The organism is Nonomuraea sp. NPDC001636 (assembly GCF_040298265.1).
Taxonomy (GTDB): Bacteria; Actinomycetota; Actinomycetes; order Streptosporangiales; family Streptosporangiaceae; genus Nonomuraea.
In genome coordinates this window covers 81,981-101,835 of sequence record NZ_JBEOZT010000033.1, presented here as the reverse complement: position 1 = coordinate 101,835, position 19,855 = coordinate 81,981, and the positions used below count along the sequence as shown (strand labels likewise).

General features: G+C 72.1%; 18 protein-coding genes and 1 pseudogene. 2 read left to right on the top strand and 17 right to left on the bottom strand.

The genetic code is table 11. The features are described 5' to 3' along the window. Positions 1-5: 5 nt before the first annotated feature. The 17 genes from glgB to ABT158_RS42780 are packed head-to-tail and all read right to left on the bottom strand — an operon-like array spanning position 6 to position 18,909. Positions 6-1,901 carry a 1,4-alpha-glucan branching protein GlgB gene (glgB, locus tag ABT158_RS42860; protein WP_352363745.1) on the bottom strand — a complete coding sequence of 632 codons (1,896 nt, stop codon included), beginning with the start codon at positions 1,899-1,901 and terminating at the stop codon, positions 6-8. Then, the gene (locus tag ABT158_RS42855; RefSeq protein ID WP_352363743.1) at positions 1,901-3,883 is read right to left on the bottom strand and encodes an alpha-1,4-glucan--maltose-1-phosphate maltosyltransferase; all 1,983 of its coding nucleotides are present in this window, start codon (positions 3,881-3,883) and stop codon (positions 1,901-1,903) included. The genes glgB and ABT158_RS42855 overlap by 1 nt, the downstream gene beginning before the upstream one ends. 3 nt (positions 3,884-3,886) lie before the next feature. Then, positions 3,887-5,194, bottom strand: a complete 1,308-nt coding sequence (locus ABT158_RS42850) for a sugar phosphate nucleotidyltransferase (protein ID WP_352363741.1) — start codon at positions 5,192-5,194, stop codon at positions 3,887-3,889. Then, positions 5,191-6,363: a PP2C family protein-serine/threonine phosphatase gene (locus tag ABT158_RS42845; protein WP_352363739.1), complete on the bottom strand. Its 1,173-nt coding sequence runs from the start codon at positions 6,361-6,363 to the stop codon at positions 5,191-5,193. Before ABT158_RS42845 ends, ABT158_RS42850 begins: the two co-directional genes overlap by 4 nt. A 9-nt stretch (positions 6,364-6,372) precedes the next feature. Then, complete coding sequence (locus tag ABT158_RS42840) at positions 6,373-6,804, bottom strand: ATP-binding protein (protein ID WP_352363737.1); 432 nt, start codon at positions 6,802-6,804, stop codon at positions 6,373-6,375. Continuing rightward, positions 6,788-7,108, bottom strand: a complete 321-nt coding sequence (locus ABT158_RS42835) for an anti-sigma factor antagonist (RefSeq protein WP_352363735.1) — start codon at positions 7,106-7,108, stop codon at positions 6,788-6,790. Before ABT158_RS42835 ends, ABT158_RS42840 begins: the two co-directional genes overlap by 17 nt. A gap of 19 nt (positions 7,109-7,127) precedes the next feature. Next, positions 7,128-9,260 carry a glycogen debranching protein GlgX gene (gene glgX / locus ABT158_RS42830; protein WP_352363733.1) on the bottom strand — a complete coding sequence of 711 codons (2,133 nt, stop codon included), beginning with the start codon at positions 9,258-9,260 and terminating at the stop codon, positions 7,128-7,130. Continuing rightward, positions 9,257-9,616, bottom strand: a complete 360-nt coding sequence (locus tag ABT158_RS42825; RefSeq protein WP_352363731.1) for an STAS domain-containing protein — start codon at positions 9,614-9,616, stop codon at positions 9,257-9,259. The genes glgX and ABT158_RS42825 overlap by 4 nt, the downstream gene beginning before the upstream one ends. An 11-nt stretch (positions 9,617-9,627) precedes the next feature. Continuing rightward, the gene (locus ABT158_RS42820) at positions 9,628-11,430 is read right to left on the bottom strand and encodes an AGE family epimerase/isomerase (protein ID WP_352363730.1); all 1,803 of its coding nucleotides are present in this window, start codon (positions 11,428-11,430) and stop codon (positions 9,628-9,630) included. An 8-nt stretch (positions 11,431-11,438) separates the two neighbouring features. Next, complete coding sequence (locus tag ABT158_RS42815) at positions 11,439-12,038, bottom strand: DJ-1/PfpI family protein (RefSeq protein ID WP_352363728.1); 600 nt, start codon at positions 12,036-12,038, stop codon at positions 11,439-11,441. After that, positions 12,035-13,675 carry a thiamine pyrophosphate-binding protein gene (locus tag ABT158_RS42810; RefSeq protein ID WP_352363726.1) on the bottom strand — a complete coding sequence of 547 codons (1,641 nt, stop codon included), beginning with the start codon at positions 13,673-13,675 and terminating at the stop codon, positions 12,035-12,037. The genes ABT158_RS42815 and ABT158_RS42810 overlap by 4 nt, the downstream gene beginning before the upstream one ends. 9 nt (positions 13,676-13,684) lie before the next feature. Continuing rightward, the gene (locus ABT158_RS42805) at positions 13,685-14,512 is read right to left on the bottom strand and encodes a type 1 glutamine amidotransferase domain-containing protein (RefSeq protein WP_352363724.1); all 828 of its coding nucleotides are present in this window, start codon (positions 14,510-14,512) and stop codon (positions 13,685-13,687) included. Next, positions 14,509-15,210: an EthD domain-containing protein gene (locus ABT158_RS42800; RefSeq protein WP_352363722.1), complete on the bottom strand. Its 702-nt coding sequence runs from the start codon at positions 15,208-15,210 to the stop codon at positions 14,509-14,511. Before ABT158_RS42800 ends, ABT158_RS42805 begins: the two co-directional genes overlap by 4 nt. Beyond that, on the bottom strand, positions 15,207-16,826 hold the full coding sequence (locus ABT158_RS42795) for a GMC family oxidoreductase (RefSeq protein ID WP_352363720.1): 1,620 nt from the start codon (positions 16,824-16,826) through the stop codon (positions 15,207-15,209). Before ABT158_RS42795 ends, ABT158_RS42800 begins: the two co-directional genes overlap by 4 nt. A gap of 6 nt (positions 16,827-16,832) precedes the next feature. Next, positions 16,833-18,362 carry a GMC family oxidoreductase gene (locus ABT158_RS42790; RefSeq protein WP_352363718.1) on the bottom strand — a complete coding sequence of 510 codons (1,530 nt, stop codon included), beginning with the start codon at positions 18,360-18,362 and terminating at the stop codon, positions 16,833-16,835. Further along, positions 18,359-18,667, bottom strand: a complete 309-nt coding sequence (locus tag ABT158_RS42785) for a Nif11 family protein (protein WP_352363716.1) — start codon at positions 18,665-18,667, stop codon at positions 18,359-18,361. Before ABT158_RS42785 ends, ABT158_RS42790 begins: the two co-directional genes overlap by 4 nt. After that, entirely contained in the window at positions 18,664-18,909 is a 246-nt protein-coding gene (locus tag ABT158_RS42780) for a hypothetical protein (RefSeq protein ID WP_352363715.1), read from the bottom strand. Before ABT158_RS42780 ends, ABT158_RS42785 begins: the two co-directional genes overlap by 4 nt. 283 nt (positions 18,910-19,192) lie before the next feature. Between ABT158_RS42780 and ABT158_RS42775 the strand changes: the two genes are divergently transcribed. Then, a complete protein-coding gene (locus ABT158_RS42775) occupies positions 19,193-19,573 on the top strand; it encodes a MerR family transcriptional regulator (RefSeq protein ID WP_352330857.1) in 381 nt (126 codons plus the stop codon). Further along, positions 19,570-19,855: pseudogene (locus ABT158_RS42770) on the top strand (hypothetical protein); the annotation flags it as partial. The gene ABT158_RS42775 and the pseudogene ABT158_RS42770, both read left to right, overlap by 4 nt.

Below are 19,855 nucleotides of genomic sequence, written 5' to 3'. Positions count from 1 at the left end.
CCGCCTCACTGCTGACGTTCTGCCCCCTCCTCCCCGGGGACCAGCCAGAGCGTGGCCAGCGGAGGCAGCAGCACCTCGGCGACCGCACCCCCCTCCGGGCAGGTGACCGAGCCCAGGTTGCCGAGGTTCCCGCCGCCGTAACAGGCGGCGTCGGTGTTGAGCGCCTCGTGCCAGCGCCCGCCGGAGGGGAGCGCCAGCCGGTGCCCGTGCCGGGGCACCGGCGACAGGTTGCTCACGCACACCAGCGGCGCCCCCCACCGGTCCCAGCGCACGAAGGAGTAGACGCTGGAACCGGCGTCGTCGGCGTCGATCCAGGTGAAGCCGCCGGGGGAGCAGTCCAGCCGCCACAGCGCCGGGGTGGCGGCGTAGCGCCGGTTCAGGTCCCTGACCAGGTCGCGCACGCCCTTGTGCCGCGGGTCGCGCAGCAGCGCCCAGTCCAGCTCCCGGTCATGGGACCACTCGCTCCATTGCGCGAACTCCTGGCCCATGAACAGCAGCTTCTTGCCCGGATGCGCCCACATGAAGGCCAGGTACGCGCGCAGGTTCGCCAGCCGCTGCCACTCGTCGCCCGGCATCTTCCCGGCCAGCGAGCCCTTGCCGTGCACCAGCTCGTCATGGCCGATCGGCAGCACGAAGTCCTCCGCGTACGCGTACGTCAGCCCGAACGTCAGCGCGTGATGGTGGTACGGCCGGTGCACCGGGTCGCGCCGCATGTAGCCGAGCGTGTCGTGCATCCAGCCCAGGTTCCACTTGAAGTCGAACCCGAGCCCGCCGGCGGACGTCGGCCGGGTCACCCCCTCCCACGCCGTGGACTCCTCGGCGATCGTCAGCACCCCGGGACAGCGCCGGTGGACGGTGTCGTTCAGCTCCCGCAGGAACGCGATCGCCTCCAGGTGCTCCCGGCCGCCGTGCGCGTTGGGCCGCCAGGCGCCGTCCGGGCGGGAGTAGTCCAGGTACAACATCGACGCGACGGCGTCCACGCGCAGCGCGTCGACGTGGAACTCCGCGCACCAGTACAGGGCGTTGGCGATGAGGAAGTTGCGCACCTGCGGGCGGCCCAGGTCGAAGGTGAGCGTGCCCCAGTCGGGATGCTCGCCGCGCAGCGGGTCGGGGTGCTCGTACAGGGGGCCGCCGTCGAAGCGGGCCAGCGCCCAGTCGTCGCGCGGGAAGTGCGCGGGCACCCAGTCGAGTATCACCCCGATCCCGGCCAGGTGCAGCGCCTCGACCAGGGCGCGGAAGTCGTCCGGGGTGCCGTAGCGGGAGCTCGGCGCGTAGTAGGAGGAGATCTGGTAGCCCCACGAGCCGCCGAAGGGGTGCTCGGCCACCGGCATGAGCTCCACGTGGGTGAAGCCCATGCCGCGCAGGTACCCGGGAAGCTGCTCGGCCAGGTCGCGGTAGGTCAGGCCGCGCCGCCAGGAGCCCAGGTGCAGCTCGTACACGCTCATGGGCGCCTCGCGGGCCGGGCCGTCGCCGCGGGCGGCCAGCCACGCGCCGTCGCGCCAGCGGTGCCGCGAGGTGAACACCACCGACGCCGTGCGCGGCGGGTGCTCGGCCGCCAGGGCCAGCGGGTCGGCCTTGCGCCGGGTACGGCCGTCCGCGCCGGTGATCTCGTACATGTACCGGCAGCCGTCGCCGGCGCCGGGCACGAACAGCTCCCACAGGCCGCCGCCGGGCGCCCGGCGCAGCGCGTGCCCGCCGCCGTCCCAGCCGTTCAGGTCGCCCACCAGCCGCACCTCGCGCGCGCCCGGCCCCCACACGGCGAACGACACGCCCGCCACGCCGCCCACCGTCCGGGTGCGCCCGCCCAGCGCCCGCCACAGCTCCTCGTGCCTGCCCTCGCCGATGAGGTGCAGGTCCAGCTCGCCCAGCACGGACGGCCCCCCGCCGGTCAGCACGTCCATCACCGCTCCACCGTCAGGATGTGCGCCGGCTGCCTGGACGGGTCCAGCCGCACGAAGTTGCGCGCCCCCCACTGGTAGACCTCGCCGGTCAGCTCGTCGCGCACCCGGAAGGACGGCCCGAGGTCGGGCAGGTCCAGCGTCACCGTGGCCTGCCGCACGCGGTGCGGATCGAGGTTGACCACGACGATCACGGTGTCCTCGCCCGCCTGCTTGGCGAAGCAGAGCACGGCGTCGTCGTCGGCGTGCTGGAAGCGCAGGTTGCGCAGCAGGCGCAGGGCCGGATGGCGGCGGCGGACCCGGTTCAGCGCGGCCAGGAAGGGCGCCAGCGTGCCGCCCGCCGACCAGTCGCGCGGCCGGTACTGGTACTTCTCCGAGTCCTTGTACTCCTCGCTGCCCGGCGCGGCCGGCTCCCGCTCGCACAGCTCGAACCCGGCGTACACACCCCAGGTGGGGGAGGCCGTCGCGGCCAGCGCGGCCCGCACCCGGAACGCGGCCGGCCCGCCCTCCTGCAGGTAGGCGGGCAGGATGTCCGGCGTGTTGACGAAGAGGTTCGGCCGCATGTACGCCGCCGCCTCTCCGGCCAGCTCGCCCAGGTAGCTCTCCAGCTCCGGCTTGGCGTTGCGCCAGGTGAAGTAGGTGTAGGACTGCTGGAAGCCGACCGCGGCCAGCGTGTGCATGATCGCCGGACGGGTGAACGCCTCGGCCAGGAAGACGACGTCCGGGTCGGTGCGGTTGATCTCGGCGATCAGGCGCTCCCAGAAGAACACCGGCTTGGTGTGCGGGTTGTCCACCCGGAAGATCCGCACCCCGTGGCCCATCCAGTGGCGCAGCACCCGCAGCGACTCGGCCAGGATGCCGCCGGGGTCGGCGTCGAAGCAGATCGGGTAGATGTCCTGGTACTTCTTGGGCGGGTTCTCGGCGTAGGCGATGCTGCCGTCGGGACGGTGCTCGAACCACCGCGGGTGCTCCCGTACCCACGGGTGGTCGGGCGAGCACTGCAACGCGAAGTCCAGCGCCACCTCCAGGCCCAGCTCGCCGGCCCTGGCCACGAAGAAGTCGAAGTCGTCGATCGTCCCCAGGTCGGGGTGGACGGCGTCGTGCCCGCCCGCCGCCGAGCCGATCGCCCACGGCGAGCCGGGATCGTGCGGCCCGGCGATCGGCGAGTTGCCCGGCCCCTTGCGGTTGGTCCGGCCGATCGGGTGGATCGGCGGCAGGTAGACCACGTCGAAGCCCATCGCCGCGACGGCGGGCAGCCGCTCGGCCGCGGTCCGGAAGGTGCCCGAGCGCGGCGGGTGACACCCCGTGGGGTCCACCACGGCGCCCTCGGAGCGGGGGAAGAACTCGTACCAGGACCCGTACAGCGCCCGTTCGCGCTCCACCAGCAGCGGCAGGTCCTCACCGGCCGTCACGTGGTCGCGCAGCGGCCGGCGGGCCAGCGTCCGCAGCACCGGCTCGGCCAGCGCGATCGCCAGCCGCGCCTCGGGGTCCAGCTCGCCGTCGCGCAGCGTCGCGGCGGCCACGCGCAGCAGCCGGGCGTCGGCGGGCGGCACCTCCGGCTGGGCGGCGGCCCTGGTCAGCAGCCGGGCGCCGGCCTCCATCGTGACGGCCACGTCGATCGCGGCGGGGATCTTCACCTCGGCCACGTGCAGCCAGGTCGCCACCGGGTCGCTCCACGCCTCCACCCGGAACGTCCACTCGCCCTCCCGGTGGGCGGACACCTCGGCCGCGTACCGGTCGGAGCCCTCGGACACGGCCGCCATCGGGATCCAGGCGGCCTGCTTGCCGTCGGGGTCGGTGAGCACGACGTTCGCGCCCACCACGCCGTGCCCCTCCTGGAACAGCGTCGCCGACACCTCGAACGGCTCGCCCGGCACCGCGCGCGCGGGCCGGCACCCGCCCGCCACGACGGGCCGGACGCCCACGACGGGCACGCGGCCCGCGGCGATCTCGGAGATCTCGGTCAACACCAGCGTCTCAGTCATGTCTCACGCGTCCTGCAGGTCGGCGATGGTCTCGATCGAGGTGCCGGCGGCGGCCTCGCAGTGCGCCGGCACGGTCAGCCCCGGGTACACCGTCACCCCGGACAGCCGCACGCCGGCCTGAACCGTCACTCCGTTGCCCAGCGCGCTGTAGCCGCTCAGCACGGTCACGCAGTCCACGAACGACTCGACGGTGACCATCGTCCCCACGTGCGTGTCGGTGAGCCGCGCCCAGGGGCCGATGATCGCGCCGTCCAGGCAGGCCACCCGCTGCAGCCGGCACCCGGTGTGCAGGTCGACGCCGTCGCCGATCGCGGAGTCGGAGACGACCACGCCGGGGCCGATCTCGACGTCCCGGCCGATGTGCACGTTCGGCCCGATCCTGACCAGGCCCGCGCTGATCTTCTCGGCCAGCGTCATGCCCGACGTCGCGTCCCGCTGGCGCAGCGAGGACTCGTGGATGCGCACGTTGCCCGGGTAGGCCCGCAGCATGCCCTTGAGCACGTGCGGGTAGCCGCCGCTCAGCGCGTCGGTCAGCGTGCCGAGATAGTCGCGCAGGTTGCCCAGGTCGCCCAGCTTGGCGATGGGCGCGATGCCGACCCGGTGCCCGGCCTCCACCAGCCACGGGAGCAGGTCGTGCCCCCAGTCCAGGCGGTGGCGGGCCAGCTCGGCCAGCGCCGGCTCCCCGGCCAGTTTCCGCAGCCGCCCGCAGTCGACCAGGTAGAGCCCGGCGTTGACGGGCACCCGGGCCGGGTCGGCGGCCAGGGCGTGCACCTCGGCCAGCGGTGGTTTCTCCACGAAACGCCGGATCTGCCCGGAGGCGTCTGTGACCATCGTGCCGTACTTGCCCGCCACCTCCTCGGCCGGCCGCTCGACCACGGCCACGGTGACCACCGCGTCGCTGTCGCGGTGGCGGCGGACCAGCTCGTCCAGGTCGAACTCGAACAGCGAGTCGGTCGGGAAGACCAGCGCCAGGCCGTCGAGCTCCCAGTAGTCCAGACTGCTCAGCGTCGCCTCGCCGGAACCGGTGTTCGTCCAGTCCATCCGGGGCCGCGAGTAGCGCACGCGCACGCCCAGCCCCTCGCCGTGGCCGAGCACGTCCTTGGCCTGGTAGCGGTTCTCCCGGCCGTTGGCGATCAGGTAGAAGTCGCTGACCCCCTGGTCGCGCAGGGCCATGATCTGCCATTCGATGACCGGCCGTCCGGCGAAGCAGACCGTGGCCTTGCTCCGCAGGTGGCCGGGGGCCTCCAGGGTGAGCGGCCGGGCCCTGAGACCCTGTCCGCCCGCCAATGCGATTCCGGCGATCTCGTTCATTGTCCGTACTTCCCCGTGGGTGTCCTACGTAGAGCGATCATGGTGATGTCGTCGAACTGCTCGGCGGACCCGATGTGCGCGCTGATCTCCCGTTCGAGCCTGTCCAGCAGGTCGTCCGCGCCGGTGGCGGGCTGCGAGACGAGGGTCAGCATGAGCTCCTCGCTGAAGAAGCGGCCGGACTCGTCCCTGGCCTCGGGCACGCCGTCGGTGTAGGCGAACAGCAGGTCCCCCTGGTCCAGGTGGGCCCTGCCGACCTCGAAGACGGAGTCGGGCACCAGCCCCAGCGCCGGCCCGGTGGGACGCAGCAGGGTGTGGCCGCCGCCCGCGTGGCGGATGATGGGCGGGTTGTGCCCGCAGTTGATGTAGACCAGCGCGCCGGTGACCGGGTCGAGCACGCCGAAGAACAGCGTGGCGAAGTAGCCCTGGCGCAGGTGGTTGGCGGTCAGGTAGTCGTTGGTCGCGATCACCGCGCGCAGCAGCGGCGTGGCGTCGTCCTGGACGGTGTCGGGCTCGCCGGCCCCCACGTGCGCGGCGGTGTGCCGCAGCAGGGTCCTGATCAGGGCCATGAACAGGGCGGCGCCGACGCCCTTGTCGCACACGTCGGCCACCACCAGCCCGATCCGCGACCCGCCCAGCAGCTCCAGGGCGTCGTAGAAGTCCCCCGCGACCTCCCTGGCCGGCTGGAAGCGGACGGTGAGCTGCCAGCCGGCGCGGGCCGGCAGCGCGTCGGGCAGGAAGCCCGCCTGGATCTCCCGCCCGATCTGCAGCTCGCGCTCGTACTTCAGCAGCGCCTCCCCCTCGGCGCCCGGGTAGCGGCCGAACACCTGGCCCGCCCGCAGCCTGCGGTGCAGCAGCTCCGGCACGAAGGGCGGGACGACGTAGTCCAGCCCGGCCAGCACGTGCGGTTCGAGCTGACGCAGGTCGCCGTCGGTGAACGCGACCACGACGGGCGGCCGCGCGCCGGCCTGGACGACCTGCGTCACCTCGCGCACGACCTCCACGTCGAGGCTCGCGTTCACCAGCAGCAGACCGGTGGGCGGAGGCGCCTCGGCCAGCAGCTGCTCGGGGGTGCGCCTGGCCACGGGAGCGCCGTCGGCGGCCAGCAGCAGGCACAGCTCTTCCGCTGCTGGTGATGGGCCACTGACGACGAGGGTCACCTCCGCATCCATCGGTACCTCCTAGACGCGGTTCATGATGATGGTCGTCCGGTTACGACCCGAGCTGTACTCGTAGCGGACCTGGTCGGCGACCGTACGGGCCAGGTAGACGCCCAGCCCGCCCGGCCGGCGCTCGCCCAGCGGCCGTTCCAGGTCGGGAAGGGCCTCGTAGGCGGTCGGGTCGAACGGCGGCGCCGAGTCGGTCAGGCGCAGCCACACCCGGCCCGGCTCCACCCCGCCGGTCAGCTCCAGCTCGCCCGGCCGGTCGCGGTGGCCGTGGGTGATGATGTTCACGATCAGCTCCTCGGCGGCCAGCCGCAGCCAGTGGGCGCGCGTGCGGGTCAGCCCGCCGAGCGCGCTCAGCGTCTGCACGTAGGCCATCAGCTCGTCCAGCGACTCGGGCTCGGCGGGGAGCCTGAGCCGCTCCATGGCCTGCCTACTCGGGGATCGCATCGCTGAAGTCCACGCTGTGGTGGAAGCCGACCAGCCGGATGGTCTGCTCGATGGCGTCGTTGGCGCCGACCAGCACGATGCGCACGTCGTCGGCCAGCTTCTGCCGGGCGAACACCAGCCCGCGCAGCCCCGCCGAGGACATGTAGCTGAGCTGCGACATCTCCAGCACCAGCAGCTCGGCCGCGGCCTCGGCCGCGCGCTCCACCTCCCTCCTGAAGGTCTCGGCGGTCAGGGCGTCCAGCTCGCCCTCCAGCGTGATCAGTGCGGTGCTGCCGTCGTGGGTCAGGATCGCGGTGAACGACATGGGATCTCCTTCGGGGATTTCAGTGAGGGGCGCGGCCGACCAGCGCGACCGCGGCCCGCGGGCCGACGACGATCCGCCGCTGGTCGGCCAGCGGCGGCTCCTGGCCCGGCGGGTGGACGTCGCCGGGGGCGGCGGCCGCGGTGTCGGCGAACAGGTGCCACACCGCGCCGTCCGGCAGGGCGGGCAGTTCCAGCTCCCGCGCCTGCCAGTGGGTGTTGGCGGCCAGGTACAGGTGCTCCGCGCCGCCGCCGGCCGCCGGGCCGCTGCGCAGCATCGCCACCAGCGTGCTGTCCGGCGACCAGTCGGGCTCGCCGGCCCGCTCGCCGTGCCAGGACACCTGCGGCAGCCCGCCGGCGCCCTCGTCGCCGCACGGGTGGCGGCGGTCGCGCACCATCGGGTGCGCGGCGCGGAAGGCGACGCACTCGCGCACGAACCGCAGCAGCTCGCCGTTGCGCTCGGTCAGGCCCCAGTCGAACCACGACAGCGGGCCGTCGTGGCAGTAGGCGTTGTTGTTGCCCTGCTGGGTGCGGCCGACCTCGTCGCCGGCCAGGATCATCGGGATGCCCTGGCTGAGCAGCAGCAGCAGCATCGCGTTCCTGGCCTGCCGCCCGCGCAGCGCCAGCACCTCGGCGTCCTGGGTCGGGCCCTCGGCGCCGCAGTTCCAGCTCTGGTTGTCGTCGCTGCCGTCGCGGTTGTCCTCGCCGTTGGCCTCGTTGTGCTTGCCGTCGTAGGCGAACAGGTCCGCCAGCGTGAACCCGTCGTGGCAGGTGACGAAGTTGACCGAGGCGAGCGTGCCGCGGGAGGCGTACAGGTCGGGCGAGCCGACCAGCCGGGTGGCCAGCTCGCCGGCCGAGCCGGGGTCGGCCTTCAGGAAGCGGCGCAGCGCGTCGCGGTAGCGGCCGTTCCACTCCGACCAGCGCTGGTAGCCCGGGAAGGAGCCCACCTGGTACAGGCCGCCCGCGTCCCACGCCTCGGCGATCAGCAGGCAGTCGCGCAGCAGCGGGTCGTGGGCCAGCGTCTCGATCAGCGGCGGGTTGGCCAGCGGCGCGCCGTCCTGGCCGCGGTCCAGGATCGCGGCCAGGTCGAAGCGGAAGCCGTCGATGTGGTACTCGCCGGCCCAGTAGCGCAGGCAGTCGAGCACGTAGTCGCGCACCACCGGGTGGTTGCAGTTGAAGGTGTTCCCGGTGCCGCTGAAGTTGTAGTAGTAGCCCTCCGGCGTGAGCATGTAGTAGGTGGCGTTGTCCAGGCCGCGGAAGTGGATGGTCGGGCCGTTCTCGTTGCCCTCGGCCGTGTGGTTGAAGACCACGTCCAGCACCACCGCGATCCCGGCCCGGTGCAGCTCCTTGACCAGGTTCTTGAACTCGTCGGACTGCATGCCGTACCGGCCGGTGGCCGCGTAGCCGGCCTTGGGCGCGAAGAAGCCCAGCGTCGAGTAGCCCCAGTAGTTGTACAGGCGCTCGCCGGTGACCGGGTTGACCCGGCTCATGTCGAACTCGTCGAACTCGAAGACCGGCATCAGCTCCACGCAGTTGACGCCGAGCGCCTTCAGGTAGGGGATCTTCTCGATCAGCCCCGCGTACGTGCCCGGCGCCGACACCCCCGAGGACGGGTCCGCCGTGAAGCCGCGCACGTGCAGCTCGTAGACGACCAGGTCCTCCGGCGCGACGCGCAGCGGCCGGTCCTCCTCCCAGTCGAAGTCGTCGGAGACCAGCACCGACCGGTAGGGGTAGGGGTCGTCCCAGTCCACCTCGGCGCCCCACACGTCCCGGCCCGACATGACCCTGGCGTACGGGTCGGCCAGGATCCTGGCCGGGTCGAACCGGTCGCCGGGGGCCGGCGTCTCCGGGCCGGTGACGCGGTAGCCGTACTCGACGCCCTCGTGGTCGAGGCCGAACACGGTCATGGCCCACACGCCGCCGATCCGGTACTCGCCGGGGAAGGGCAGCTCGGCGAACGGCTCCCGCTCGCCGCGCCGGAACAGCACCAGCGAGACCGCGCTCGCGCCGCTGGAGTAGACCGAGAAGTTCACCCCGCCGGGCACCAGCGTGGCGCCGAACGGCATCGGATGGCCCGCCCGCACCCCGAACCCGGCCAGCTCGGCCGTCGGGAAGGAGTCGATCCGGCCCGGCACGCCCTGCGTCTCCACACTCATGTGGCCTCCTCCCGCGGCTCGGCGGCCCGGACGATCTCCAGCGCGTCCGCCACGCAGTCGGCGACGACGAAGAAGCGCAGGAACCCGGTCGCCGCCATCACCCCGCGCAGCTCGTCCGACAGGCCCACCAGGGCGATGAAGCTGTCCAGGGTCCGCGCCTGCCGGTAGACCAGCAGCATCGTGCGCAGGCCCGCGCTGGACAGGTAGCTGACGCCGGTCAGGTCGAGCAGCACCGGTCGGCTGTCCGGCAGCAGCGACAGGATGCGCTCCTGCGCGGCCGGGGCCGACCTGCTGTCGAGCTGGCCGGTGAGCCCGATCACGGTGACCGGGCCGATCGTGTCCGTCGTGATCTCCATGGCCGGCACGCTCACTCCTGCACCGGGGTCAGCGTCACCTTGACGCGCAGCGCCTCGGTGGAGTCCGGCAGCTCGACGGTCATCGCCACCGGGTCCAGCACCTCGTACGGCTTGCCGTCCACCTCGGCCTCGGTGAGCAGCACCCGCCCGGCCGGCAGCAGGTCGGGCGCGACGCGCAGGATGCGCTCGGCGTCCGGGCCCGGCTTGAAGTGCAGGGTGAGCGGCTGCCGCGTGACCAGCAGCCGCGTGTAGACGGTCGCCAGATAGCACAGCTCGGAGGAGTGGTACATGCTCATCGAGTGGCTGCCCTTGAACCGCTCGGTCCCGAGCAGGTACGGCAGGCCGCTGGCCAGCACGTTGAAGTAGACCGCGCCCTCGTCGTGGTCGAGGAAGAAGGCGTTGTAGAAGCCCGCCGCCTGGCGCGCCTGCTCCAGGTGGTCGTCACCGCCCAGCTCGCCGGCCACGATCAGGTACGCCAGGATCGCCTGCTCCTGCTGCCACCACGCCTTGCGGTCGTGCCAGGCGAAGCGGTGCCACCGCCGGCCCTCGGCCCGGTGCCGCTCGACGACGTCGTACCAGCCGCCGCGCTGCTGGTCGCTGCCGACCGCCGGCATGGTGCGGGCCAGGTGCTCGGCCAGGTCCCGGTAGGCGTCCTTGGGGCGGGCGCCGTGCATGCGCATGAGGTTCCAGGCGATCTTCAGGTTGTGCCCGACGACCGCGCGGTCCTGCTGCCAGCCGTGCGTCAGGTCGTGGCTCCAGTCGTCGTGGAAGCGTTCGTTGACGAACGGGCTCGACGGCTCGGGGAAGTGCTCGACGATCGTGTCGAAGGTGCGCTCCAGCATCTCCAGGTGGCGCTGGTCGCCGGTGGCCAGGTAGTAGTTGATCAGGTAGGCCGGGGCGTGGTCGCCGATGGAGTTCCAGTTCTTGCGTGACTGGTTCGGCCCGAGCGAGTCGTGGTGCGGGCTGAGCAGGATCGGGTCGACGTGCGAGTAGTAGCCGCCGCGCCGGTGGTCGCGGAAGAACTTCTCGAACAGCCGCAGCGTGGCGTCGACGTCGGAGGCGATGCGCTTGTCGCCGGTGACCCGGTAGGTCTGCGTCGGGCCGGCCAGGGCGTAGATCTGCTCGTACATCGGGATGGCGTCGTAGTCGTCGCCGAACTCCGAGGTGAACAGCTTCTTCTCGTGCTCGCCGTCCACCTTGATGCCGTGGTACCAGTACACGACGTCGTTCTCGGGGTCCACGAAGCGCATGTGCTCGCGCAGGTAGCGGGTGCCGCGCTCGGCGACCTCCAGGTAGGCGTCGTCGCCGGTCAGCAGGTACGCCGAGGCCATGCCGTACACCAGCCGCGAGATCGTGTCGGTCTCCTGCACGTGGCTGGCGGTCTTGTCGCCGCCCAGGCGCAGGATCGTCCGGTAGTCGCGGAAGTCGACCGGCCCCTGCCCGAACTGGGCGCGGCGGTAGAACGCGGCGATCTCGTCGAGCTGGTTGATCCACCAGTCGGGCTGCTCGAACCGGTACTCGCCGGGGCCGCGGCCCAGGAAGATCAGCCGCTTGGCCGAGTAGATCGGCTCCTCGCCCTCGGGGTAGAAGATCCCGTAGACGAACAGGTGGCGGCCCGGCGTCAGCATGTCGCGCACGTGGTCGCCCGCGTCCACGTACGGCTCGCCCAGGTTGCGCAGCACCTCGGCCGAGACCTCGCCGTCCAGGCGCACCTCGACCGTACGGCCGTCGATGGTCGCCAGCCGGAAGGAGCCGGAGCCGGCGTCGAACCGTTCGACCCGCCCGGCCACGGTGTCCATGAAGGTGAAGTTCATCGTTGCTCCTACAGCGTCTCGGCGAGCTGGCCGATGATGGTGTGGGCGAACAGATGGCAGTGGTACACGCTGCGCCCGGTGATCAGGTTGCCGTCGATGACCACGTCCTGGTCCACGTACTCGGCGCCCATGTTCCGCACGTCGCCCACGAGGTTGTTGTGCGCGACGACCTTGCGCCCGCGCATCGTCTCGGGGGCGGCGGCCATCAGCCACAGGCCGTGGCAGATCACGCCCGTGACGATCGACGGCTCCTCCAGCGCCCGCCGCACGAACGCGGTGGCCGGCGCCAGCCGGTTGACGTCGTCGGTGTAGCGCAGCCGGTCCGAGACGATCCCCGAGGGCACGATCACCGCGGCGTAGGAGCGCAGCTCACGGTCGCCGATGCCCTCGAACCCGCGGTCCACGGTGAACGGCACCCGCCACTCGTGGCCGGTGAAGGTGATCGACGGCTGCCCCCACAGGCGGGTCATGAAGTGCACCTCGGCGCCGGCCTCGGCGAAGCGCCGCTCGTAGTAGAAGATCTCCGGCTCGACGTAGTCGCTCTCCATCAGGACAGCGATCTTGCGGCCGTTCAGCGCCGCGCCGGCCCGTGGCTCGATGCCGCTCACAATGGCCTCCCCGGTTCGGTGACGAGGTCGATGAGGAAGGGGCCGTCGTGGCCGAGCAGCCGCTCGACGGCCTCCTCGATCTGGTCGGCCTTCTCCACCCGCAGCCCGTCCACGCCGCAGCCTCTGGCCAGGTCGGTGAACTGGAGGTCGGGATAGGAGAGGTCGAACGAGCGAGGAAAGCGGTGACCGGGGATGCCCCGGCCGCGCCAGTACTCCTCGATGTTGTTGTCCAGCAGCCGGTAGCTGTGGTTGTTGCAGATCACGAACTTGGCGGCGATGTCGTACCGGACGGCGGTGGCCAGCGCCTGGAAGGTGTACATGCTGCCGCCGTCGCCGGTGAAGCCGATCACCGTGTGGTCCGGACGGGCGAGCTTGGCGCCGATCGCCCCCGGGATGCCCACGCCGAGCGAGCCGCCGCGGGTCAGGAACCAGCTCCCCGGCCCGCGCGGCGGGAAGTAGGAGCCGATCACGCCGGAGGCGGTCAGCCCCTCGTCGAAGACGATCACGTCCTCGGGGGCCCGCGCCGCCAGCTCGCGCATGAACGCGTTGAGTATCGAGTCCTCGGCCGGCGCCGGGCGCGGCGCCGCCGTCCGGCGGGCCAGCCGGGCTGCCGCCGCCTGCCGGTCGGCCCGGCTCAGCGTGCCCTCCAGCTCGGCCGACAGCGCCGCCAGCGTGAGCCGGGGGTCGGCCACCAGGCCCAGCGTGACCGGGTGGTTCTTGGCGATCTCGTAGGAGTCCAGGTCGATGTGCACGATCCGCGCGTCCTCGCCGAACGGGCTGCTCAGCGACGGGAACACCTCGGGGAACAGGTACGTGCCCACCACCAGCACGGCGTCGGCGTCCTTGACGGCGTCCGCGCTGACCTGGCCGAACATGTGGCCGAGCTGGCCGCGGAAGAGCGGGTGCCGGCCGTCCATGTTCGCCTCGGAGAACTCCACGCCCCACACGTCCGCGCCCAGCTGCTCGGCCACCCGGGTCAGCTCGGCCTGCGCGCCGGAGACCGACACGCCGTCGCCGGCCAGGATGATCGGGGACCGGGCGCCGGACAGCAGCCCGGCGGCCCGGCGGACCAGCTCCGGGGCGGGCAGCGCGGCCGTGTGCGGCACCACCGACGGCTGGACCGGCTCGTGGTTGGGCTGGTCCAGCACGTCGAGCGGGAGCGCCACGAACACCGGGCCGCGCGGCGGCGTCATCGCCATCTTGACCGCCCGGCGCAGCACCCGCAGCACCGAGCCCGGGTCGATCACGCGCATGGCGTGCTTGGTGACGGGCCGGGCCATGGCCACGAGATCGGCGGCCATCTGGGCGTCCATCGCGTCGTAGCCGACCCCGGCCTCACCGGCGACCACCACCAGCGGGGAGTGCCCCCGCTTGGCCTGGTACAGCATGCCGATCGCGTTGCCCAGCCCCACACCGCTGTGGAGCTGCAGCAGCGCGGGGCCGCCCGTGGCGCGAGCGTACCCGTCGGCGATGCCGGCCGCCACCGTCTCCTGCAGGGTGAGGATGTAGTGGAAGTCCTCGAAGCCCTCCAGCGCGTCGAGGAAGCCCTGCTCGACCGTCCCCGGGTTGCCGAACATGTACGTGATGCCGTCGCTGAGGAACTGCTCGATGATCGCGGTGTTGCCGTCCCTGGCCATGGCCCGCCATCACCAGCCGAAGCGGCGCAGGCCGCCCTCGAGCACTTCGACGATCTTCTGCCCGGTCAGGAACGAGTCGGGCGTGGAGCGTCCGGTGACGAACGGGAAGTCCACGATGACCGAGGTCTCCCTGCCGAAGTTGCCGATGTAGCGGCCCTGCGGCCCGGTGGCGTCCCGCAGGATGTACTCCAGCGGGTACGGCGGCGGCCCCATGTTGAAGTCGGGCACGCCGAGGAACCCGGTGCCGTCCTTGTAGTCGTACTCCTTGCAGTGGCCGGTGACGTGCTTGCCCCAGATGATGCTCCTGCGGTCCTCCCAGTCGCGGGCGAAGGCCAGGCAGGCCACGCCGTAGCACTCGGCGGCCACCGGCTTGCCCGCCCGCACGAACGCGAGCACGATCTCGTGCACCCGCTCGTTGTTGGCCAGGTCCACGATCGGCCCGCTGCCGCCCACGATCAGCACCGCGTCGTAGGGCACCAGCTCGGCCTCCAGCTTGGCCACCGCCCGGTGGTAGGACTCCAGCCGGCGCAGGTAGTCGGGGCTGCTGGTGTAGGGACGCTCGGGCGCCCAGGCCGACAGGTTGAGCGGGTTGGCCAGGCGGCCCGACTCGTCCAGGTCGCGGGTCAGCTTGGCCACCTCGGGCGTGGTGACCGAGCGGCCGAGCGGCGGGTCGACGTAGTCGGGGTCCATGCTGGGCGGCAGGGCGTGCGGCTGCTTGCCGGTCGGCGTGGCGAACACGACGTCGTAGCCGCGCTCGTCGAAGGCCGACAGCGGGCCGACGAGCTCCTCCCCCCAGTAGCCGAACTCCGAGAGGATCACGAGAACGCGCTTGGTCATGCCGACTCCCCGGGGATGATCCAGTTTTCCTTGCAGGTCATGGAGAACACGTGGGCCGGGTCGGCGATCGCCTCCAGCTCCGGCTTGACCCGGCGGGCGTGGTGGGCCGAGGCCAGCGCGGCGCGCAGCGCGTCCACGTCGTCGAACCAGAGCTGGTCCACGGCGTCGAAGCCGGCCTCGCCGAAGGTGTACGCGCCGTCCACGGTGTGGCAGTGCAGGTGCCTGCGCAGGCCCGGCAGCCCGGCCACCGCGGCGGCGTAGGACTCCAGGGACTGCTTGCGGTAGGTGTCCAGCGGCAGGCCGGGCCGCCGCTTGATCAGCGTGGTGACCTTCACCCAGCTGTCCGGCCGCGGCTTGGGGCCGGGCACCAGCTCGTGGGCGACGGTGTCGACCACGATGGTCGACCAGAACGCCGCCCAGTTGGGCTCGTCCAGCCGGGCGCCCTGGAGGAACTCCTCGCTCTGCAGCGAGGCGAGCTGCTCCTCGGCGCTGGCCAGCCAGATCTCGGCGATGCCCTGGTGCGGCAGCGCCGGCCGGCCCACGTCGCCGTCGAAGGGGACGCGGGTGTCGACCAGGTACTGCCTGATCTGCTTGATCTTGCTCGCGAACTTCACCGCGTGCACGTTGACCCAGTAGTCCTGGAACTGCTGGGCGGTGAAGCCGGGCTTGGGGGCGCCGAAGATGAACTGGTGGATCATCGCGTGGCCTCCTGTCGGGCCGGGAGGAAGTCCGCCGCGACGAACTCGGCCGCGCGCTCGCCGATCATCACGGTGGTGGTGTGGGGGTTGGCCGAGACGATCGTCGGCATGATCGAGGCGTCGGCGACGCGCAGCCCCTCGACGCCGCGCACCCGCAGCCGGGTGTCCACCACGGCGAGGCTGTCGGAGCCCATCTTGCAGGAGCCGGCGAAGTGGTAGTACGAGCCGACGTTCTCCACCACCCAGGCGCTGAGCTGCTCCCGGGTGCGCACGTCCGGGCCGGGCGCGACCTCGGTCAGCCCCCAGTCGCGCCGGAAGGCGGAGCTGGCGTAGATGTCGCGGGCGATCTGCACCATCGTCACCGTGCGCTCCAGGTCCGAGCGTTCGGCGAAGTAGTTCGCGCTGACCCGCGGGTAGGCCGTCGGGTCGGTGCCGGCCAGCCGTACGCTGCCCCGTGACAGCGGGCGGACCAGCCCCGGCAGGGTGAGCACGATCTTCGGGTCGACCAGCTCGCGCACCGGCGTGAGCGGCTGCCCGGTCTCCACCCGCTTGATGACGTTGGCGAAGAACTGGTCGCCGAACGGCGCCCGGTGCACCAGGCAGATCTCCATGTCGGGCACCGGCAGCCCCGGCTCCGACCCCCAGAACAGGCCGACCTCGGTGACCTGCCCGCGCGGGTCGGGCGCGGCCTCCTCCATGTACCCGATCGGGCCGATGACCAGCGGGTGGTCGTGGAAGTTGGCGCCCACGCCGGGCAGGTCGGCGACCACCGGGATGCCGAGCGCGGCCAGCGCCCCGGCCGCGCCGATGCCGGACAGCTGCAGCAGCTTGGGCGACTGGATCGCGCCCGCGCTGACGATCACCTCGTGCTCGGCCCTGACGGTCCGCAGCTCGCCGTCCTTGAGGTACTCCACGCCCACGCAGCGCTCGCCCTCGAACAGCAGCCGGGTGGCCAGCGCGCCCACCTCGACGCTCAGCCGCTCCAGCGCCGGCTCCAGGTAGGAGGCGCGCACCCCGCAGCGGGTGCCCTTGTCGACGTCGATGTCGACATCGATGTCCACGTGGTGCCAGCTGACGCCGAAGCTGTCGGCGTTGAAGTCCTCGACCTGCGGGTAACCGAGCTCCACGCAGGCGTCCACGAACGTCTGGGAGACCGGGTTGCCCATGTCCCGGGCGTTGACGATCTTGATGGGGCCGTCGTGGCCCGCCGTGGGGTTGGTCGCGTCCCGCTGGCCCTCCAGGCGCTGGAAGAAGGGCAGGACGTCGGCGTAGGACCAGCCGGGGCAGCCGTCGTAGGCCCAGGCGTCGAAGTCCGCCGGCCGGCCGCGCGTGTGGATCATGTGGTAGACGTTCGAGGTCCCGCCCAGGCCGCGGCCCGCCGCCGAGTAGACCTGGCGTCCGCCGAGCCCCGGCTGCGGCTCGCTCATGTACGCCCAGTCCAGCTCGGTCAGCAGCACCTCGTTCCACCGGCTCGGGTCCTCGACCGCGTCCGTGACCTTCGTGTCGCCCGCCTCCAGGATCAGCACGCTGGCCCCGGGCAGCTCGCTCAGCCGGGCGGCGACGACCGATCCGGCCGTGCCGCCGCCGACGACGACGAAGTCGAAGCTCTGTGTCATCTCAGCTCACCTCCGCGCCGATGCGGCGACCAGGTCGGCGGCCTTCTCGGCGATCATGATCGTGGCCGCGTTGGTGTTGCCCCGGGTGATGACCGGCATGACCGAGGCGTCGGCCACGCGCAGCCCGTCCACGCCGCGCACCCGCAGGTCGGGCCCGACGACCGCCTCGTCGTCGCGGCCCATCCGGCAGGTGCCGGCCGGGTGCCACACGGTCGAGGCGCTGGCCCGCACGTACTCGGCCAGGGCGGCCGGGCTCGTCACGCCGGGGCCGGGGGCCAGCTCCCGCCCGCGCAGGGAGTCGAAGGCCGCGTCCGAGACCAGCTCCCTGGCCACGACGACGGCCTCGGTCAGCAGCCGCAGGTCGGCGGCGGCCTCCAGGTAGTGCGGGTCGACGAGGGGACGCAGCGGGTCGCCGGGACGCAGCCGCACCTCGCCCCTGCTCTCCGGCCGCAGCAGGATCGGCGCGAAGGTGAACCCCGGGCCGTCCGTCCTGTACCGGTCGTCGATGAACTGCACCGGGCCGAAGAAGAACTGCAGGTCCGGCCCGTCGCCGCCCAGGACGTTGGTGAACAGCCCCGCCTCGGCCAGCAGCTCGGGGAAGGGCAGCTCGCGCAGGCTCTCGTAGCCGATGCCGAACAGCACGTGGTCCTGCAGGTTGCGGCCCACGCCCGGCAGGTCGGCGACCACCTCGACGCCGTGCTCGCGCAGGTGCGCGGCCGGGCCGAGACCCGAGCGCAGCAGCAGCGCCGGCGAGCCCAGCGCGCCGCAGGCCACGACGACCTCCTGCGCGGCCGTGGCCCGGTGCGCACGGCCGTCCTTGACGTACTCCACGCCGGCGGCCCGGCCGCCCTCGACGGTGAGGCGGGTGACGACGGCGCCGGTCTCCAGCGTGAGGTTCGGCTCGCCGAGCACCGGCGTCAGGAACGCCTCCGACGTGCTGGAGCGGCGGCCGTCCTTGTCCCGGGTGGACTGGTAGAAGAAGGCCAGGCCCTCCTGCCGGGGGCCGTTGTAGTCGCCCGTGCCGTCGGCGCGGCCGCGGGCGATCGCCGCCCGGACGAAGGCGCGCGAGGCCTCCGACGGCGAGCCGTAGTCCACGACCTTCAGCGGGCCGCCGCCGCCCCGGTACTCCGGCGAGCCGCCGGGGTAGTCCTCCGAGCGCCTGAAGTAGGGCAGCACGTCGTCGTAGGACCAGCCGTCGTTGCCCAGCGCGGCCCAGCCGTCGAAGTCGCGGCGGTTGCCCCGCACGTACATCATGGCGTTGACCGAGCTGCCGCCGCCCGTCACCCGGCCCTGCGGGATGGGCACGACCCGGCCGCCCAGCTCCCGCTGCGGGGTGCTCGCGTAGTCCCACACGAACTCCGGCGAGCCCCACATCGACGTCATCGACGGCACGTCGGTCCGGTGCACGCACTCGGCGTCGTCCGGGCCGCCGGCCTCCAGCAGCAGCACCCGGCAGCCCAGCGCGTCCAGCAGCCGCCTGGCCAGGACGCACCCGGCGCTGCCCGCGCCCACCACGATGTAGTCGTAGGCGCTCACGACGGCTCCAGCAGCCGGGCCCGCTCCAGCGCGGGTAGCAGGTCGCCGACCAGGAACTCCAGGTAGTGCCGGCCCCACATCGTCCGCCACAGCGGGAAGGTGGCGTCGAAGGCGTCGCCGCGCAGGTCGGCCAGGCGCTCCTCCAGCTCCCACACGACGCCGTTGAAGTCGGCCTCGGAGAACGGCAGCCCGTGCTCGGCCGCGGCGGCGACGACCTCCGCCTTGCTCTTGTCCTTCAGCGACTCCAGCACGTCGGGGCGCGAGCCCGCCAGGCGCAGGAACGCGATCAGGTTCGTCCCGCTCATGCCACCGGCCGCCTCTCGTCGGCCGCGAACCCGCGCAGCTCCTGCTCGCCGAACCTGGCCACCACGTGATCGAGCAGGTAGTCCAGGTAACGCCTGCCCCACATGTGCCGCCAGAGCGTGCTGCCGCCGTCGACGGACTCGCCGTCCTTGGCGACGATGACCTCGATCTCCAGGGCACCGACCACCGACACCAGCTCCTCGGCGGTGAACCGGAAGCCCTCGTCGGAGGCGTGGAATAACAATTGACTGAGATTTCTCGCGCTATACTCAGCGCGTCTTTGCGGATTCTCCCGGAGGTCGCCGAGGAATCTCACGAATTCGCTCTTCGCCATTGGCACCACCATTTCGTCCGGCGCTACGGATGAATCATGTTCGGCCGCCGGAAAACGCGTCAACGCGCCGCCCTGCGGTGACCGGGCGGTATGGAGGTAGCCGGTCCCATTCCGTCAAGTCCGAACCCGCATTCACCGGAATTCCACCGAATGCCTTGACTTGGATCGCGCTCGAAGGGCGACAATGATCGGTATGAGTCAGAGCCTGACGATCGCGGAAGTCGCAGCCGAGACCGGCCTCAGCGCCCACGCGCTGCGCTATTACGAGAAAGCCGGCCTGATGCGGGAGACGCCGCCGCGCGGCGGTAACGGGCACCGCCGCTACACCGAACGTGATCTGGCCTGGATCCGCTTCCTGACCAGGCTGCGCGGCACCGGGATGTCCATCGCCGACGTCCGCCGCTACGCCGAGCTGGTCCGCGCCGGCGAGAGCACCACCGCCGAGCGCAAGCAGATCCTGCTCACCCACCGCGAGGAGGTGGCCAAGCGCATCGACCAGCTCAAGGACGACCTGGCCGCCATCGACTACAAGATCGACATCTACGAGAAGCTAGAGGAGAAGTACCAGCTGTGACCGCGCCGCCGCGGCCGGACAGCGAGCCCGGCCAGGCCGCCTTCGGCCCCCGCTTCGTCACGGCGGTCTCGGTCGGCTCGCTGCTCAACCCGATCAACTCCTCGATCATCGCCATCGCGCTCGTGCCCATCGCCCACCACTTCGGCGTGGGCGCCGACGCCACCTCCTGGCTGGTGTCGGCCCTGTACCTGGCCACCGCCGTGGGGGCGCCGGGGGGGGGGCGGGGGGGGGGGGGGGGGGGGCCCCGGCCGCGCGTACAGGGCGGGGGGGGAAAGGTGGGCG

What these genes read in the sequence shown, in the direction of transcription:
- ABT158_RS42850 (WP_352363741.1), bottom strand. Translation starts at nt 5,194, where the DNA reads ATGAACGAGATCGCCGGAATCGCATTGGCGGGCGGACAGGGTCTCAGG.
- ABT158_RS42810 (WP_352363726.1), bottom strand. Translation starts at nt 13,675, where the DNA reads ATGGCCAGGGACGGCAACACCGCGATCATCGAGCAGTTCCTCAGCGAC.
- ABT158_RS42835 (WP_352363735.1), bottom strand. Translation starts at nt 7,108, where the DNA reads ATGTCGTTCACCGCGATCCTGACCCACGACGGCAGCACCGCACTGATC.
- ABT158_RS42825 (WP_352363731.1), bottom strand. Translation starts at nt 9,616, where the DNA reads ATGGAGATCACGACGGACACGATCGGCCCGGTCACCGTGATCGGGCTC.
- ABT158_RS42795 (WP_352363720.1), bottom strand. Translation starts at nt 16,826, where the DNA reads ATGACACAGAGCTTCGACTTCGTCGTCGTCGGCGGCGGCACGGCCGGA.
- glgX (WP_352363733.1), bottom strand. Translation starts at nt 9,260, where the DNA reads ATGAGTGTGGAGACGCAGGGCGTGCCGGGCCGGATCGACTCCTTCCCG.
- ABT158_RS42775 (WP_352330857.1), top strand. Translation starts at nt 19,193, where the DNA reads ATGAGTCAGAGCCTGACGATCGCGGAAGTCGCAGCCGAGACCGGCCTC.
- ABT158_RS42855 (WP_352363743.1), bottom strand. Translation starts at nt 3,883, where the DNA reads ATGACTGAGACGCTGGTGTTGACCGAGATCTCCGAGATCGCCGCGGGC.
- ABT158_RS42800 (WP_352363722.1), bottom strand. Translation starts at nt 15,210, where the DNA reads ATGATCCACCAGTTCATCTTCGGCGCCCCCAAGCCCGGCTTCACCGCC.
- ABT158_RS42785 (WP_352363716.1), bottom strand. Translation starts at nt 18,667, where the DNA reads ATGAGCGGGACGAACCTGATCGCGTTCCTGCGCCTGGCGGGCTCGCGC.
- ABT158_RS42820 (WP_352363730.1), bottom strand. Translation starts at nt 11,430, where the DNA reads ATGAACTTCACCTTCATGGACACCGTGGCCGGGCGGGTCGAACGGTTC.
- ABT158_RS42805 (WP_352363724.1), bottom strand. Translation starts at nt 14,512, where the DNA reads ATGACCAAGCGCGTTCTCGTGATCCTCTCGGAGTTCGGCTACTGGGGG.
- glgB (WP_352363745.1), bottom strand. Translation starts at nt 1,901, where the DNA reads ATGGACGTGCTGACCGGCGGGGGGCCGTCCGTGCTGGGCGAGCTGGAC.
- ABT158_RS42845 (WP_352363739.1), bottom strand. Translation starts at nt 6,363, where the DNA reads ATGGATGCGGAGGTGACCCTCGTCGTCAGTGGCCCATCACCAGCAGCG.
- ABT158_RS42840 (WP_352363737.1), bottom strand. Translation starts at nt 6,804, where the DNA reads ATGCGATCCCCGAGTAGGCAGGCCATGGAGCGGCTCAGGCTCCCCGCC.